Origin of the sequence: Pseudomonas sp. Bc-h (assembly GCF_002080045.1) — a bacterium.
In the GTDB taxonomy this organism is placed as follows: Bacteria; Pseudomonadota; Gammaproteobacteria; order Pseudomonadales; family Pseudomonadaceae; genus Aquipseudomonas.
Map to the genome: position 1 here is coordinate 226666 of NZ_MUIN01000007.1, position 15296 is coordinate 241961.

Consider the following 15296-nt stretch of genomic DNA (forward strand, 5'->3'; position numbering starts at 1 on the left):
TACTGGATGCCTATTTGTCATGACACGCTTTGAGGGTAGCGCAGGATCCCGTGGCTGGATCCAACCGCCTGTCAGCCCATCACTTCACTCAACGGGATGAAGTTGAGCAAATCGCCTTCGGCCACGGTGGTGCCTTCGATCACCTCGATCAGCCCATCGGCCCAGGCGGCGCTGCGCAACACGCCCGAGCTCTGGTTGCGATAGGCGACCAGACGGCCCTGCTCCAGCCGGCCGCGCAGGTATTCGCGGCGAGTGCCGGGTTTGTCCCAGACGAAACCCGCCGGGACCTTGAATTGCAGCGGCTTGACCTCCTGCACACCCAGACGGCGCAACAGATAAGGCCTTGCGAGCAAAGCGAAAGTCACCAGCGTTGACGCGGGATTACCCGGCAGGCCGATCACCGGCACTCCGCGAAAGTGGCCGAAGGTCAGCGGTTTGCCGGGCTTGATCGCCAGTTTCCACAGGGAGATTTCACCCTCTTCGCGCAATGCGTGGCCCAGGAAGTCCGCCTCGCCCACCGACACACCGCCCGTGGACAGAATCAGGTCGACATCGCCCAGAGCGCCCAATGCAGCGCGGGTTTTTTCCAGGTTATCCGGGAGAATCCCGGCGTCCACTACCTCACAGCCCAGACGCTTGAGCCAGCTGCATAACAACACGCGATTGCTGTTGTAGATCTGCCCCGGCCCCAGCGGCAGGCCTGGCTCGATCAGCTCATCGCCGGTGGACAGCACGGCAACCCGCGCCCGGCGCACGACGTCCAGCCGCGCCAGGCCCATGGTTGCGGCCAAGCCCATTTCGATCGGCGTCATCACTGTGCCGGCGTCCAGCACCTTGTCACCGACAGTCGTTTCCTGACCTTTGGGGCGGATGTTCTGCTGCGGGCTCAACGGCTCGCTGAAACGCACGCGTTCATCAGCCTGAACCTCGGCGTTTTCCTGCATCTCGACGCAGTCCGCACCTTGCGGCACAGGCGCGCCGGTGAAGATTCGCGCACAGGTCCCCGGCTGCAAGGGGTCCGGCGCCTGACCTGCAAAGATCCGCTGACTGACCGGCAATGGCTCCCCGGTCCAGTCCGCTACACGCAGGGCATAGCCGTCCATGGCGCTGTTCGGCCATGGCGGCAGGTCAAGCGTGGAAATAAGGTCAGTGGCGAGGATCCGGCCCTGCGCATCCGCCAGCGCAACGCTCTCACGGTCGTGGATCGGCGCAGCTTCGGCCAGGCTCATCAGGCGTTCCATGGCCTCTTCCACCGGCATCAGGCTACGCACTTCAGGCTTGCTCATCGGTGTTCACCCACGGGTTGCGCACGGCTCGGCCTTTTTCAGGTGCGGCACGAAGTTGCACGGGCGGAAACTGTTGTTCAGTTGATCGGCGAGGATGCCGTCCCAGCCAGTGCGCACCGCGTTGGTCGAACCAGGCAGGCAGACCACCAGCGTGCCATTGGCCAGCCCGGCCAAAGCGCGGGACTGAATAGTGGAGCTGCCGATGTCGGGTACCGAGATCTGGCGGAACAGCTCACCAAAACCATCGACCTGTTTGTCCAGCAGACAGGTCACGGCCTCCGGCGTGCTGTCGCGACCGGTGAAGCCGGTGCCGCCGGTGATCAGCACCACCTGCACCTCATCGTCGGCGATCCAGGTGGCGACCTGAGCGCGAATCTTGTAGAGGTCGTCCTTGAGCAGAACGCGCTCGATCAGGCCGTGACCGGCGGTGGTCAGGCGGTCGACGAACATTTGCCCAGAGGTGTCATTTTCGAAAGTACGGGTGTCGCTGACGGTAAGAACGGCAATATTCAACGGCACAAAAGGTGTGTCAGCCTTGGCTTTCATTGGCTAGGTCCGGTTGTCGGGGAAACAGTGCGGTGTTATATCACAGCACTCTTTTTTTCTCCGCTGACCGAGTTCGCCATGACTGCATTCGACGCCCTGCCACCCTGCTCGATCCTGCTGCTGGCCGGCGGTCAGGGCCAGCGCATGGGCGGGCGCGACAAGGGCCTGATCGAATGGCGCGGCGAGCCGCTGATCCAGCACCTGCATCGGCTGACCCGGCCGTTGACTGATGACCTCATCATTTCTTGCAACCGCAATCGCGAGCGCTACCAAGCGTTCGCCGACCACCTGGTGCAGGACGACGAAAGTGACTTTCCCGGGCCCTATGCCGGCATCCGTGCCGGGCTTGCGGTGGCCCGCCATGATTTCTTGCTGGTGATGCCCTGCGACACGCCGTTGCTGGATCTGGCACTGCTGCAAGGCTTGCGTCGCAGCGCTGCTGAACATCACGACAAACCGGTGATGATTCGTCAGGGCGAGCAGTGGGAGCCGCTGTTGTGCTGTATTCCCACGCGGCATGCGCAGGTGTTCGAGCAACACTGGCAACAGGGGCAACGCAGCCCGCGCCGGACCATGGCTGAGCTGGGCGCGGTGCCCTTGCAATGCGAGGCGAATGACACTCGGCTGGCCAATCTCAATACACCGGATTTATTGATCGACATCAATCCACAGGTTTCTCGGTGATGTTTCATGGAACTTTGCTGACAACCGTTGCGTCAGAAACTTCACTACATAAAGAATTACCCTCGGAGACACAGTAATGAAACAACGGACTATTCCCGCAGCCTTCCTGCTCGCACTTGGCCTTGCCTCCCTCGCCGGTTGCTCTTCGCCCACTGTGATCACCCTGAACGACGGCCGTGAAATTCAGGCTACGGACGCGCCGAAATACGACGAAGAATCCGGTTTCTATGAGTTCAAACAGCTGGACGGCAAAGAAACCCGCATCAACAAGGATCAGGTTCGGACCGTAAAAGAACTGTGATGCCTGGTTGAACCCTAAAAGACCCGCCTTGATTGGCGGGTTTTTTTTGGGAGTTTTTCGGTTGGGCGATGGGTGTGACGATCTGGTTTCTTTAGTGGCGCTGAGATCGGTATCGCTGCCGTCGTGGCCTCCGGCGTCTCCCACAGGGATTGGTGTTGAGCTCAAGAATCTCGGCTCGACACACAACCCTGCAGCAGTCCGGCTTGCCGGCGCTCCTGGCTTGGCCTGCACCCAAGTCGCGATGTGTGTCGTCCGAACTATTGCGCGCTTAGAAGCAAGATCAAAAGCGAACGCCGATCTGCAAGCTTTACGCCATCCCTTGTGGGAGACGCCGGAGGCCACGACGGCAGCGATAGCGGTGGGTCAGTTAGCAGATGGGCCACCAGACACACTGCCATCGCTGCCGGCGGCGGCGCACGAAAGATCGCCACCGCCGGCAAGCCGGACTGCAAAGAAACCATCCACCTCAGCCCTTGCCCTTGATTTTGATCCTGCTTCTAAGCGCGCAATATTCCAGACACCACAAATCGCGACTTGGGTGCAGGCTGAACGCAGGTGGCGCTCCGTGGGCCGAGCGGCATGGATGCCGCGAGAGCCGCCCCCCGCCATGGATGGCGGATGGCGGCGGGCCCACGGAGCGTCGCCGGAGTGAAGGAACCCGACGAAGTCGGGCCCAACCAGGAGCAAGGACACTTGGTTACTTGGTGGTGGTGCGGCATTCCGGCTTTCAAGTAACTCGCCGAAGGCGAAACAGGTCTGGCGTTAGCCAGAACAAAAAACCATCCCCCTACCCCATCAACTCCCTGAACCGATACCACATCATCCCCAACGCCAACAGCGGCGAACGCAGCCGCTCACCGCCAGGAAAGGTCCGATGCGGCACACGGGCAAACAACTCCACCGCCCGACTGTCCCGCTCGGCAATCGCCTGCGCCAGAATCCGCGCCGCAAAGTGCGTCACGTTCAAACCATGCCCCGAATACCCCTGCGCGTAATACACGTTCGACGCCTTGGGCAAATAGCCGATCTGCGGAAACCGGTTGGCACTGATGCCGATCATCCCGCCCCACTGATAATCGATCTTCACCCCCTTCAACTGCGGAAAAACCCGCTCCATCTTCGGCCGCATGTAATCGCCGATATTGGCCGGGTCACGCCCCGAATAATTACAAGCCCCGCCGAACAACAGCCGGTTGTCCGCCGAAAGCCGGTAATAATCCAGCGCCACCCGCTGGTCACACAGCGCCATGTTCTGGGGAATCAACCCCCTCGCCCGCTCCGTGCCCAACGGCTCGGTGGCGATGATGTAACTCCCCGCCGGCAGCAGTTTGCCGGTCAGCGCCGGTTCCAGTTTTTCCAGAAACGCATCGCAGGCCAGCACCACATGACGGGCCGTCACCTGGCCGTGATCGGTAAACACCTGCACCTTGTCGCCATGCACGATGCGCCGTACCGGGCTCGCCTCGTACAGAACAGCGCCCTTCTGCTCCGCCAGCCGCGCTTCGGCCAGAATCAGCTTGAGCGGATGCAGATGACCCGAGCCCATGTCGATCAGCCCGCCCGCATAGGCCGACGAACTCACCACCTCATGCAGCGCGTGTTTTTCCACCAGGCGCAACGGGTGCGGGTAACCCTGCTCGGTCAGCGCCTGCAATTCCTCCTGCAACCCTTTCCAGTGCGACTGCGTATTGGCCAGATCGCAATAGCCCCAGCGCAGGTCGCAATCGAGCCCGTTCTGCTGCACCCGTTGACGCACGATGTCGACCGACTCGGTCCCCGCCTGCTGCAAATAACGCACGCCCTCTTTTCCGACCCAGCGCTCGACGCCACTGACGTCATGCCCCAGCCCGCGAATCAGTTGCCCGCCGTTGCGACCGCTGGCGCCCCAGCCGATGCGCTGGGCCTCCAGCAGCACCACCGACAGACCGCGTTCGGCCAGTTCCAGCGCCGTGTTCACCCCGGTGAAGCCACCGCCGATGACGCAGACGTCGGCGCTGATCGTGCTGTCCAGCGAGGCGCGCTCGGCTGCCGACCCGACAGAGGCGGCATAGTAGGAGCCGGTGTGTGGCAGTGCAGCAGGCATGGGGGCGTTCCTTAGCGATTGGATTTGATGTCGGTCCACTTGCGCGTCATCAGGCGCAAGGTTGCGGGGCTCAGTTCCGAGGAAATGTAGAAGCGGCTCATCACCTCAGGCGACGGGTAGATCGATGGGTTCTCGGTGATTTCCGTGCCCATCAGCGCATTGGACGCAGGGTTGGGGTTGGCATAACCGACCGTTTCGCTGACTTTGGCGATGACCTGCGGATCAAGCAGGTAGTTGATGAACGCCAGCGCCTCTTTGGGGTGTTCGGCGTCCTTGGGGATCGCCAGCATGTCGAACCAGACGTTGGCGCCTTCCTTGGGAATCGAATAGGCGATGTTCACACCGTTCTTCGCTTCCTCGGCCCGGGACTTGGCCTGCAGCACATCGCCGGAGTAGCCGAATGCGACGCAGATGTCGCCGTTGGCCAGGTCCGATACCCATTTGGATGAATGGAAATAGGTGATATACGGACGCACCGCCTTGAGCTTCGCAGTGGCCTTTTCGTAATCCTTGGCATTCTCGCTGCGCGGCGACAGGCCCATGTAGTTGAGGACCGCGGGGAAGACTTCGTCCGGCGAGTCCATGTACGACACGCCGCACTTTTGCAGTTTCTTCATGTTTTCCGGCTCGAACAACACCGCCCAGGAATCGATGGTGTCGACGCCCAGCACGGCCTTGACCTTGTCCACGTTGTAGCCGATGCCATTGGTGCCCCACAGATAGGGCACCGCGTACTGGTTGCCCGGGTCGTTGGCTTCCAGCTGCTTCATCAGTTGCGGGTCGAGATTTTTCCAGTTCGGCAACTGGCTGCGATCAAGCTTTTGAAACGCGCCTGCCTTGATCTGCCGACCGAGGAAGTGGTTCGAGGGCACCACCACGTCGTAGCCGGAACGCCCGGTCAGCATCTTGCCTTCCAGGGTTTCATTGGAGTCGAACACGTCGTAGGTCGGCGCAATCCCGGTGGCCTTCTGAAAGTCGGCCAGGGTGGTCGGGCCGATGTAATCGGACCAGTTGTAAATCTTCACGGTCTCGCCGTCAGCATGTGCCTGAGCGATGGCGCCAGCAAGTATCGCCGGCAGAAACAGCGTGGTAACGATCGACTTCATGGTGCCCCCAACATCAATGGATAAGACGGCTGCGCTTACACGCTCATCATCAGGAACTGGCGTTCCCATGAGCTGATGACGCGCTTGTAGTTTTCATGTTCGGCGCGTTTGACCGCGACGTAACCCTGCACGAATTTCTCCCCCAGCACCCGCCGTACCGCAGCGCTGGCTTCCATGCGTTCCAGTGCATCCTCGATGGTCAGCGGCAGGCGCAGGTTGCGCCGTTCATAGCCTCGGCCCTGCACGGGCGCGCTTGGATCGCAGCCTTCGATCATGCCCATGTAGCCGCACAGCAGGCTCGCGGCGATGGCCAGATACGGGTTGGCGTCGGCCCCCGGCAAACGATTCTCCACCCGACGGGCTTGCGCGTTCGACGCAGGGACCCGCAGGCCCACCGTACGATTTTCCTCGCCCCACTCCACGTTGACCGGCGCCGAGGTGTCCGGCAGAAAACGCCGGAACGAATTGGCGTTCGGCGCGAACAGCGGCAGCACTTCGGGGATGTAACGCTGCAGGCCACCGATGTGCTGCAGAAACAGCTTGCTCGGCTCGCCTTCAGAGGTGCTGAAAACGCTGAGGCCGGTCTTGATGTCGACCACGCTCTGGTGGATATGCATGGCGCTGCCAGGCTCGTCGGTAATCGGCTTGGCCATGAATGTGGCAGCCACATCGTGCTTGAGCGCCGCTTCGCGCATGGTGCGTTTGAACACGGTGATCTGGTCGGCCAGATCCAGTGCGTCACCATGACGGAAGTTGATTTCCATCTGCGCCGGGCCGTCCTCGTGAATCAGCGTGTCCAGGTCCAGACCCTGAGCTTCGCACCAGTCGTAGACGTCTTCGAACAAAGGATCGAACTCGTTGGCCGCTTCGATGGAGAACGACTGACGACCGCTCTCCGGACGCCCGGAACGCCCCGTCGGCACTTGCAGCGGCAGGTCCGGATCGGCGCAGCGCTGGGTCAGATAAAACTCCATTTCCGGCGCCACCACCGGGCGCCAGCCCTGAGCGGCGTACAGTTCCAGAACCTTCTTCAGCACGTTGCGCGGCGACAGCTCGATGGGGTTGCCGTAGCGGTCGAAAGTGTCGTGAATGACCATCGCCGTGGGCTCGATCGCCCAAGGTAAAACGTAGACCGCCTGCGGATCTGGGCGGCAAGTCATGTCGATGTCGGCGGGGTCCAGCAGGTTGTAGTAGATGTCGTCGTCGACGTAATCGCCGGTCACGGTCTGCAGCAGCACGCTCTCCGGCAGGCGCATGCCATGTTCGTTGAGGAATTTGTTGGTCGGCAGAATCTTGCCTCGGGCGATGCCCGTCAGATCGCTGACCACGCATTCGACTTCGGTAATGCCGTAGCTCTTCAACCACTCGGCGAGTGGGTCTTTCACGCTGCTGTCCATGGGACCTCTGGGGGTGACGACGAATCGTGGCGCGCGGAGATTGGGCCCGAACGCTGTGCTGGGCCAATCCTGGAAGATCCTCGGTGCAGCGGTCTATCCACTTTCGAACGGTGCCAGCGCTTCATTTTGGTGCGAGCGTGCGACCTGTTCGTTCATTACCGACATCCCTGAGCGCACCGGTTGCCCGGCCCCGAGCGGCACTGCTAAGGTGCTGGCACCTCCTAATAACAGCGCAAACGCGCAGGCCATTTATGTCGGTCAAGGTATTCGAAACCGTCGCCGCCGATCAGCAAGGCATATCGAACGCGGGCTGGAGCCTGCACTACGCGCAGATGTCTTCGGGACAGTTCAAGGGTCGTCTGGTGGAGGCGGAACTGGGCGGCGTGCAAGTCTACGAAGAGCACATGAACACCCGCATCGAGCAGTACTACAAGGCGCCGAACGATGCCTTGGTGTTCAGTTTCGACATGAGCGACCGCGCTTTGTATCTGCTGGACGCCAGCACCCAGAACCTTTGGATTACCCCGGAAAACTATCGCGAAATCGCCGTGGTGATCAGGCAGGAAAGCCTCGGCACCCGGCACCTGCATCGCACCTTCGAAGACCTGCTGCTGACCCCGCTCAAATCCCCTCACGGCACCCTGTTCAGCACTTGGCTGAGCACCCTGCTGACGCGCATGACTCGGGCCGAGGGATCGGAGTCGAATCACCTGGGCGATCAGTTGATCGAAGACTGTCTGTTCGTGCTGGAGCAATCCGACCCCACGCGCCTGAGCGATAGCAATCTGCGGGTGCGGGATCAGCGCAAGATCGTGCAACGGGTGTTCGAACAGCTCAGCGCCTACCCGACCGAGAACTTCAGCGTGGCGCAACTGGCCGAGACGGCGGATACGTCGTTCCAGCAGTTGCGCAAGGCTTTCAATGAATGCGTCGGCATGGCCCCGACCGCCTGGCTGCGGACTCGACGCCTGAACCTGGCGCGTCAGGATCTCTTGTCAGCCAAGACCGAAGACACCAACGTTGCCGAAGTTGCGATGCGCTATTCCTTCTGGCATCTGGGGCGATTCGCGGAAACCTACCGCAACCTGTTTCTGGAATATCCGAGTCAGACCCTGGCCCGCAAATAGAGAAAAGCGCGGCCCCATCGCCTTGTTACGACTGGCCGGCGGCGGTGAGCTTTCATACGCCGTTGGCAATCCGTGCGGCTACAGGGATTCAGTTCGGCGGAAGCTGATCGGATCGCCGCAAGCGTTGTGGAAGGGAATCTGCTCGCGACAGGGGTTTCTCAGCTCCTACAGTCAGCCTGTCACGCAAAAACTCTGGGAGGGAGCTTGCTCGCGAAAGGGGTGTGTCAGTTTTCACAATGGCAACTGTCACAACGCATTCGCGAGCAAGCTCCCTCCCACAGTATTTCTTTCGCCAATGCATCGGTGCCAGCGCCCGCCGACGGTCAATGCCATCGGCGGGCGACCTCAGGCCGAGCGTTACGCCAGTTGCCCGCGATGTTGCGCGATGAACTGCGCCGGTGTCAGCAGCTCCTGGAGGAACGTGGTCGTCAGGGTTATTCGGTGCGCAGCAATTGCGCAGGCACCACGGTGTCGATCCGGCCGGTTTTCACGTCGTAGACCAGACCCGACACCTTGAATCCGCCGGGCAGTCTGGGGTTGGCCTTGAGTGCCGCGACATCCACTGCCACCGCCTTGTACGGATCGTCGATTTCCAGCGCGGCCAGGTGCTCCTCGGCGACGCCCATGTGCCTGGCCAGCAGTTCAGGGGCCTGGTGATAGCAACCTGAAATGCCACAGTCAGTGTGATGCAGCACGATCAGGTTCCAGCCCTGGCCGACTTCGTTGCCACCCACTTTGGAAACCGTCCGCAGGATGGCCATCGTTTCGAGCAGCGCAGGATTCACCCGGCCGCCGACATTGCGGATCACCGCCGCCTCGCCGGGTGCAAGCTTGAGTACATCCATCGGATCGACGCGCGGGTCGACGCAGCCGATGATCATGGTCTTTTGCGAAGGAATGATTTTCAGCTCGGCGGCAAAATCGTTGTCGGCGAACTCGGCGTTGCGTTGCAGCACGGTTTCAAGAAAGTCGATGGTGACCTCATATTCAAGTGAATGAAGCTGTAAACACAGGCCGAACCTGATTGGTCGCTGCGTTTCGATGGGTCAAATATCTGCCCTTCGCAGAGCCGCCGGTAGCGGTCGGATTAGGCTAAGATTTATCTCGATTCAGCATTAATGGGCCGCGCTCTGCCGGTTCATCCCCAGACCCAGGAACCCACAATGGCACTCAAAGACCTGCTCACCCTGAGGCTGTACACCCGCGTGGTACGTCTGGGGAGTTTCTCGGCGGCGGCTCGCGAGAGCGGTCTGGCGCAATCTCAGGTCTCGCGGATGATCGCGGAGCTTGAAGCCAGCCTCGGCACGCGATTGCTGTCGCGCACGACCCGCGCCGTGACGCCCACCCGGAAGCTGGCCTTGAGTTTCTGGCGCGGATGGAGCCGATTCTTGCAGCGGTGGACGATGCGGAAAACAGCGTGCGCGAGACCGGTGAGTTGCGCGGCCTCTTGCGCATCGGCATGCCCTCGACCATGGGCATCCGGGTGGTGATGCCACGGCTGTCGGCCTTTGTTGCCCGACTGGAAAATGGCCGAGCTGCCGGTCCACGCCTACTTTCCGCTGGGCCGCACCACGCGCATGGCGGCTCGGGCGTTTGCGGATTTTCTGGCGAACACCCTGAGCAGCGGCCCGCTACTCCTATCCCCTGACAGACGTTTCGAGCCTTAGAAAACGTCAAACCATAATGTCCCAGATTTGGAAACAATGAGTCTCTATTTAGCCTGATTGTTCCATCGTCGTTTGGTCCGTAGATTGAGTTCCAAGCCAGCCGGCAAACACCTCAACGGGTTGCAGCGGCTAACCACTACTGACCATCAGCGACACCCAAAGGATTAAGTGAGCTCATTATGAACAACCTGAAAAAAGCCCTGACCGCTACCCTCCTCGCCCTGTCCATCGGCAACGCCTTCGCCGCAGAAACCGCAGTGCCTGAACACCAGACCCAGGCCTTCCTCAACGCGCTCGCCGCAGGCGGTGGCCGACCTCTGGAGCAGATGAACCCCAAGGATGCCCGCGCCGTGCTGACCGGCGCGCAGAACTCGGTGAAGGTGGACATGTCCGGCATTCAGGTCAGCGAAAAGACCATCAAGGCCGACCATCAGGACATCAAGCTGACCATCGTGCGCCCCGCAGGAGTCAAGGGTGAACTGCCAGTGTTCATGTACTTCCATGGTGGCGGCTGGGTACTCGGCGACTACCCGACCCACGCCCGTCTGATTCGCGATCTGGTGGTGGGTTCCGGCGCGGTCGCGGTCTACGTCGACTACACGCCATCGCCGGAAGCGCATTACCCGACTGCAATCAATCAGGCATACGCGGCGACCAGATGGGTGGCCGAACACGGCAAGCAAATCAATGTCGACGGCTCGCGTCTGGCCGTGGCCGGGAACAGCGTCGGCGGCAACATGGCGGCGGTCGTGGCGCTGATGGCCAAGGAACAGAACACGCCGAAGCTGCGCTTCCAATTACTGTTGTGGCCGGTAACCGATGCCAGTTTCGACACCGGCTCCTATCAGGCCTACGCCGAGGGGCACTTCCTGACCAAAAACATGATGACCTGGTTCTGGGACAGCTACACCACGGATGCGAAACAGCGTGCCGAGATCCATGCCTCGCCGCTGCGTGCGACCACCGAGCAACTGAAAGGCCTGCCACCGGCGCTGGTGCAGACCGCCGCTCTCGACGTGCTGCGTGACGAAGGTGAAGCCTACGCCCGCAAGCTGGACGCGGCCGGTGTCGAGGTGACGGCCGTGCGCTACAACGGCATGGTCCACGACTATGGCCTGCTCAACCCGCTGAGCGACATTCCCGAAGTGAAGGCCGCGATGCGTCAGGCGGCGGGCGAACTGAAGGTGCACCTGAACTGATCAGGACACCGAATGGGTCAGGAATCAGGCTGATGTGATGCCCCTGTAGAGTCCGGCTTGCCGGCGGTGACGATCATCATGATCGCTACCGCCGGCAACGGAACTCCGCCCCGCCGTACGGCTACAGAAGACCGCCGGTCTGTTGTGACCAGCCGAACAAACGCACATCGATACAAGCTTTTCACGCTTCCCCACTTTAACGTCACGACCGACACCTTGAGGCCGATCAAATGAGCCACTCTCCACGCACATGGGGCCGCACGAGCAGTTTCTGGGTGGCCGCCGCAGTCGTCGTCCATACCCTCTGGACCAGCGCCGCTCCGGCCATGATGTACCCGCTCTATGCCCATCAATGGCAACTGACGCCCACCGTCACCACGATGATCTTTGCGGTGTTCCCGGTGTTCGTTGTCGCAACGCTGATTGCCCTGGGCGATCTCTCCGACTACATCGGACGTCGCGCCGCGATGCTGCTGGGGCTGAGCGCGTCGTTGATCGGCGTCTTGCTGTTCGCCGTGGCGCCGAACGTCACCTGGCTGCTGGTCGGTCGCGCATTCATGGGTGTCGGTGTCGGCCTGTCGGCAGGGCCTTCGGCGGCGGCTGTGGTCGAGTTCAGCGCGCCGGGCAAGGCGAAACTGGCCGGTGCAATCACCACGGCGGCGCAGGCGTTCGGTCTGGCGGCGGCGCTGATCATCGGCGGCGGATTGATTCAGTACGCCCCCTTCCCGACCCGCCTGAGCTTCTGGGTCCTGGTGATCGTGCTGATCGCCACGCTGTTCGGCGTCTGGCATCTGCCACGCCACACCAAAGCGGAAAGCAGCAAACGCTGGTCGCTGAAAATGCCACAGATCCACAAGCCTTTGCGCCGTACGTTTCTGGTGTCGGTGAGCGCAGTGCTCAGCGCCTATTCGGTGGGCGCGACCATGCTCTCGCTCGGTTCGCAAATCGCCCACGACCTGATCGGTTCGAGCAATGCACTGGTCAACGGTGGTGCCATTTCACTGTTCGCCATCGTGCTCGGTGCCACAGGGATCGTCGCCAAACGCTTCACCTCGAAGCTGTCGATCATCGCCGGCGCGAGCTTTTCGATTGTCAGCCTGTTGCTGCTGATGCTGGCGACCGCAACGCACGCGCTGCCGGTGTTCCTGCTGTCCAGCGCTGCCAGCGGCGCGGGTTACAGCCTGCTGTTCATGGGCGGCCTGAACCTGATCAACGCCCACGCGCCGATGCATCACCGGGCCGGGACGCTGTCGGCACTGTTTCTGGTGGCCTATCTGATGCAAGGCGTGGTGGCGATGCTGCTGGGTCGCGCCGCCACGGCCTGGGGTCTGGATCTGGCCATCGATGTAGGGTCGCTGGCATTGGCGGGGTTGAGTCTGGGGGCGATGTTGCTGGCGATCTATGTGCGAGAGCCCGATCACAAACCCGATAACTGACACACCGTTGTAGCAGCCTGGGCGGTGGCAACCGGGCTGTTGGCCAATCCCATCAATCAAGGAATTCCCATGCCAACGATTCATCGCTCCATGGCACCCGCCCTCAGTTTCAACGGCGGTTTCGTCGACACCATCGGCTTTCTAGCGCTGCAAGGGCTGTTCACTGCGCACGTCACCGGCAACTTCGTGACCCTGGGCGTGAGCATCGTCCACGGCACTTCCGGTGCGCTGGCAAAATTGCTGGCCCTGCCGGTGTTCGCACTGGTGGTCGGGCTGACCCACATCGCGGCGGTCTCGATCAATCGTCGCGGGCTGACACCCCTGCGCCCTCTGCTGATTCTGCACACCCTGTTGCTCGCACTGTTCGGCGGGTTGGCGATCTGGTTGGGACCGTTCAACGACGGCGACAGCGGCGCCGCGTTGCTCACCGGCATGACCGGCGTTGCTGCCATGGCGATTCAGAATGCGATCTCGCGCCAGCACCTCAAGGGCGCGCCCCCGACCACCTTGATGACCGGCAACGTAACCCAGGGCGCCATTGATGTGTTTGCGCTGATCGGTTTGCGCGATGAGGAGCAACGGGCGGCGATCAAGCAGCGACTCAAACCCATCGGTCTGAACCTGCTGGGCTTTACCGTGGGTTGTATCGGCGCGGCGTTGTTGTATCTGGCGCTCGGCCTGTGGTGTCTGGCAGTGCCGATTCTGGTAGCGATCTGGACCTGCGTGCAGACCTTCGGCAGCACCGACAGCCTGACCTGACCCTTGTCCGGAACTGGAGAAGGCCCGCATGCAGGGCCCTTTCCGATCGATCAGAAGAACTTGTAGGTGTAGTTGAAGATCAGGCGAGTCTGATCCTGGTCTTCGATTGCCGTGCCGCCGCCACGATAAGTGCCATGACGCAACGTGGTGCCGAAGCCCTTGAGCGGCCCGTCCTGCACCACATAATCGACGCGCATGTCGGTTTCCCATTCGTGGGTGTCCGGGCCACTGCCGTTGACGGCCTTGGCATCTTCGCCATGCAAATAGCCAATCGATGCTTTCAGGCCGGACACGCCCAGCCCGGCAAAATCAAAAGTGTATTGGCCGAAGGTGGTGTTTTCCCCGGCGCGGGCGAAGTTGCCGACGATGGCGTCGGTGAAGGAATAGAACGAAATTCCGCCTTCGCCTTCGTTGCGCCCACGGCCATTGACCACATTGGCCTGACTCAGCCAGACCAGACCGCCGTCGTCCGAAACCCGTTGGTGACCCAACATCAGGCTGTGGCTCTTGAAGGTGTAGGTGAACATCGCGATGGCCGTGCTGTTGTCGACCTCCCCCGGATTCTTCGCATAACCGCCATTGTTGTTGAAGCGATAACCGGGGTCACCGTTGGCGCCGTCTGAGGTGCTTCTGAAATACCGCAGGTCCGTCTTGAAACTCTGGTTTTCACTGATGGGCTGCACATGAATGAGCCCGAAAAAGTGCTGTTTGTAGAAGTCTTCCAGATTCGCGTAGTAGTACTGCAGCGTCAGGTTTTTGGTCGCCTTCCAGTCGGCACCGGCGAAGGTGAATTTATTGCTCTCCTCCGTAGCCCCGGACACCGACAAACCTGTGCTGTTGGTCGAAGCGCGGCCTTTGGCATGACCCAGTTGGCCGCCGGTGATCGTCAGGTTGTCGATCTCCCTGGAGGTGAACATTGCGCCTTCGTAGGTCTGCGGCTGCAGCCGACCGTCGTTGGCGATGAGGATCGGCAGGCTCGGCGTCAGCGTGTTGCCGTAGCGAAACTCGGTCTGGGAAAAGCGCGCCTTGGCCGTCGCGCCGCCGCTGCTCCATTCATGGGTCGCCGAGCCATCGCTGTCGCTGGGTGTGAAGGTGTTGCTGTCCGGGTGATGCCCCTTGCCGCCATCCAGGTGCACGCCCACCAGCGCCTGTAGATCGACGCCGAAACCCACGGTGCCTTCGGTGAACCCGGAGAGGTAATCGAGCTTGAACGATTGCGCCCACTCGCGTTGATTCGCGCCGCCGTCACGGTTGTCTGCGTCGTAATAGAAATTACGCAGTCCCAGGGTCAGCTTGCTGTCGTCGATAAAGCCGGCATGGGCCAATTGTGCAACGCCGATCACGGAACTGGCGACGACAGTATTGATTGAAGTGCTGATTCTCTTACTCACGTTTATTGTCACTCTTATAGTGTTTTGCTGGCAGCAGGTTGGAGATCTATCGGTCTTCGGAGTATGTGCTTTTGCGAGGCACGGGCAGGCTTCAGCGAGCCTTTACCGATCAGTGTCGGTCAGTCGCGAACAGGTCAAGGCAGGCGCTCGCAGGCAGGTTAAGTGACTGCAATCATGGGAAATACGGGTGTTATGGAAAAAGACTTTCTTCAAAACACGCAGTAATCATAAGCGCGAATACTTATTACATGAGGTATTAACAGAAGTAACCGAGGGCGGCATTAACAGCGGGTAATCGGCACTTTACTATCGGG

15 protein-coding genes are annotated in these 15296 nt (G+C 61.0%); 8 read left to right on the forward strand and 7 right to left on the reverse strand.

The window, feature by feature from the left end; all coding sequences use genetic code 11:
• Nucleotides 1–71 precede the first annotated feature (71 nt).
• Together glp and moaB are read right to left on the reverse strand one after the other, a co-directional pair.
• Nucleotides 72–1286: a gephyrin-like molybdotransferase Glp gene (glp, locus tag BWR59_RS13915; RefSeq protein WP_081566216.1), complete on the reverse strand. Its 1215-nt coding sequence runs from the start codon at nt 1284–1286 to the stop codon at nt 72–74.
• Nucleotides 1287–1292: 6 nt separating this feature from the next.
• Nucleotides 1293–1832 (reverse strand): molybdenum cofactor biosynthesis protein B, encoded by a 540-nt coding sequence (gene moaB, locus BWR59_RS13920; protein ID WP_081566217.1) that lies wholly within the window; start codon nt 1830–1832, stop codon nt 1293–1295.
• 78 nt (nt 1833–1910) lie between these two features.
• Here moaB and mobA point away from each other — a divergent pair, with 78 nt between their 5' ends.
• Nucleotides 1911–2516 (forward strand): molybdenum cofactor guanylyltransferase MobA, encoded by a 606-nt coding sequence (gene mobA, locus BWR59_RS13925; protein ID WP_081566218.1) that lies wholly within the window; start codon nt 1911–1913, stop codon nt 2514–2516.
• Between the two features lie 76 nt (nt 2517–2592).
• Nucleotides 2593–2817 carry a YgdI/YgdR family lipoprotein gene (locus tag BWR59_RS13930; protein WP_081566219.1) on the forward strand — a complete coding sequence of 75 codons (225 nt, stop codon included), beginning with the start codon at nt 2593–2595 and terminating at the stop codon, nt 2815–2817.
• Nucleotides 2818–3604: 787 nt separating this feature from the next.
• On the opposite strand, the gene BWR59_RS13935 is transcribed toward BWR59_RS13930, so the two are convergent.
• Genes BWR59_RS13935 through BWR59_RS13945 form a run of 3 tightly spaced genes read right to left on the reverse strand, consistent with a single transcriptional unit; the run spans nt 3605 to nt 7403 of the window.
• The gene (locus tag BWR59_RS13935) at nt 3605–4900 is read right to left on the reverse strand and encodes an FAD-binding oxidoreductase (protein ID WP_081566220.1); all 1296 of its coding nucleotides are present in this window, start codon (nt 4898–4900) and stop codon (nt 3605–3607) included.
• Between the two features lie 11 nt (nt 4901–4911).
• Nucleotides 4912–5997, reverse strand: coding sequence for a polyamine ABC transporter substrate-binding protein (locus BWR59_RS13940; RefSeq protein WP_275532538.1), 1086 nt, complete (start codon nt 5995–5997; stop codon nt 4912–4914).
• Between the two features lie 44 nt (nt 5998–6041).
• Nucleotides 6042–7403, reverse strand: a complete 1362-nt coding sequence (locus tag BWR59_RS13945) for a glutamine synthetase family protein (protein WP_081566222.1) — start codon at nt 7401–7403, stop codon at nt 6042–6044.
• Between the two features lie 251 nt (nt 7404–7654).
• On the opposite strand from BWR59_RS13945, the gene BWR59_RS13950 reads away from it, so the two are divergent.
• Nucleotides 7655–8530, forward strand: coding sequence for a helix-turn-helix domain-containing protein (locus BWR59_RS13950; protein ID WP_081566223.1), 876 nt, complete (start codon nt 7655–7657; stop codon nt 8528–8530).
• Nucleotides 8531–8964: 434 nt separating this feature from the next.
• Here BWR59_RS13950 and BWR59_RS13955 read toward each other — a convergent pair whose 3' ends face one another.
• A complete protein-coding gene (locus BWR59_RS13955; protein WP_218191200.1) occupies nt 8965–9486 on the reverse strand; it encodes a carbonic anhydrase in 522 nt (173 codons plus the stop codon).
• 207 nt (nt 9487–9693) lie between these two features.
• Between BWR59_RS13955 and BWR59_RS13960 the strand changes: the two genes are divergently transcribed.
• The 5 genes from BWR59_RS13960 (at nt 9694) to BWR59_RS13975 (ending at nt 13591) form a co-directional block, all read left to right on the forward strand.
• Nucleotides 9694–10020, forward strand: coding sequence for a LysR family transcriptional regulator (locus BWR59_RS13960; protein ID WP_230982007.1), 327 nt, complete (start codon nt 9694–9696; stop codon nt 10018–10020).
• Entirely contained in the window at nt 9906–10178 is a 273-nt protein-coding gene (locus tag BWR59_RS32795) for a hypothetical protein (protein ID WP_230982023.1), read from the forward strand. Before BWR59_RS13960 ends, BWR59_RS32795 begins: the two co-directional genes overlap by 115 nt.
• A 198-nt stretch (nt 10179–10376) precedes the next feature.
• Complete coding sequence (locus BWR59_RS13965) at nt 10377–11396, forward strand: alpha/beta hydrolase (protein WP_081566225.1); 1020 nt, start codon at nt 10377–10379, stop codon at nt 11394–11396.
• Nucleotides 11397–11626: 230 nt separating this feature from the next.
• Nucleotides 11627–12832 (forward strand): MFS transporter, encoded by a 1206-nt coding sequence (locus BWR59_RS13970; RefSeq protein ID WP_081566226.1) that lies wholly within the window; start codon nt 11627–11629, stop codon nt 12830–12832.
• A 69-nt stretch (nt 12833–12901) separates the two neighbouring features.
• On the forward strand, nt 12902–13591 hold the full coding sequence (locus BWR59_RS13975) for a DUF1275 family protein (RefSeq protein ID WP_081566227.1): 690 nt from the start codon (nt 12902–12904) through the stop codon (nt 13589–13591).
• A 50-nt stretch (nt 13592–13641) separates the two neighbouring features.
• On the opposite strand, the gene BWR59_RS13980 is transcribed toward BWR59_RS13975, so the two are convergent.
• Nucleotides 13642–14958 carry an OprD family porin gene (locus tag BWR59_RS13980; RefSeq protein WP_230982018.1) on the reverse strand — a complete coding sequence of 439 codons (1317 nt, stop codon included), beginning with the start codon at nt 14956–14958 and terminating at the stop codon, nt 13642–13644.
• Between the last annotated feature and the right edge of the window lie 338 nt (nt 14959–15296).

What these genes read in the sequence shown, in the direction of transcription:
- glp (WP_081566216.1), bottom strand. Translation starts at nt 1,286, where the DNA reads ATGAGCAAGCCTGAAGTGCGTAGCCTGATGCCGGTGGAAGAGGCCATG.
- BWR59_RS13965 (WP_081566225.1), top strand. Translation starts at nt 10,377, where the DNA reads ATGAACAACCTGAAAAAAGCCCTGACCGCTACCCTCCTCGCCCTGTCC.
- BWR59_RS13960 (WP_230982007.1), top strand. Translation starts at nt 9,694, where the DNA reads ATGGCACTCAAAGACCTGCTCACCCTGAGGCTGTACACCCGCGTGGTA.
- BWR59_RS13950 (WP_081566223.1), top strand. Translation starts at nt 7,655, where the DNA reads ATGTCGGTCAAGGTATTCGAAACCGTCGCCGCCGATCAGCAAGGCATA.
- BWR59_RS13930 (WP_081566219.1), top strand. Translation starts at nt 2,593, where the DNA reads ATGAAACAACGGACTATTCCCGCAGCCTTCCTGCTCGCACTTGGCCTT.
- BWR59_RS13975 (WP_081566227.1), top strand. Translation starts at nt 12,902, where the DNA reads ATGCCAACGATTCATCGCTCCATGGCACCCGCCCTCAGTTTCAACGGC.
- moaB (WP_081566217.1), bottom strand. Translation starts at nt 1,832, where the DNA reads ATGAAAGCCAAGGCTGACACACCTTTTGTGCCGTTGAATATTGCCGTT.
- BWR59_RS13970 (WP_081566226.1), top strand. Translation starts at nt 11,627, where the DNA reads ATGAGCCACTCTCCACGCACATGGGGCCGCACGAGCAGTTTCTGGGTG.
- BWR59_RS13945 (WP_081566222.1), bottom strand. Translation starts at nt 7,403, where the DNA reads ATGGACAGCAGCGTGAAAGACCCACTCGCCGAGTGGTTGAAGAGCTAC.
- BWR59_RS13935 (WP_081566220.1), bottom strand. Translation starts at nt 4,900, where the DNA reads ATGCCTGCTGCACTGCCACACACCGGCTCCTACTATGCCGCCTCTGTC.
- mobA (WP_081566218.1), top strand. Translation starts at nt 1,911, where the DNA reads ATGACTGCATTCGACGCCCTGCCACCCTGCTCGATCCTGCTGCTGGCC.
- BWR59_RS32795 (WP_230982023.1), top strand. Translation starts at nt 9,906, where the DNA reads ATGGAGCCGATTCTTGCAGCGGTGGACGATGCGGAAAACAGCGTGCGC.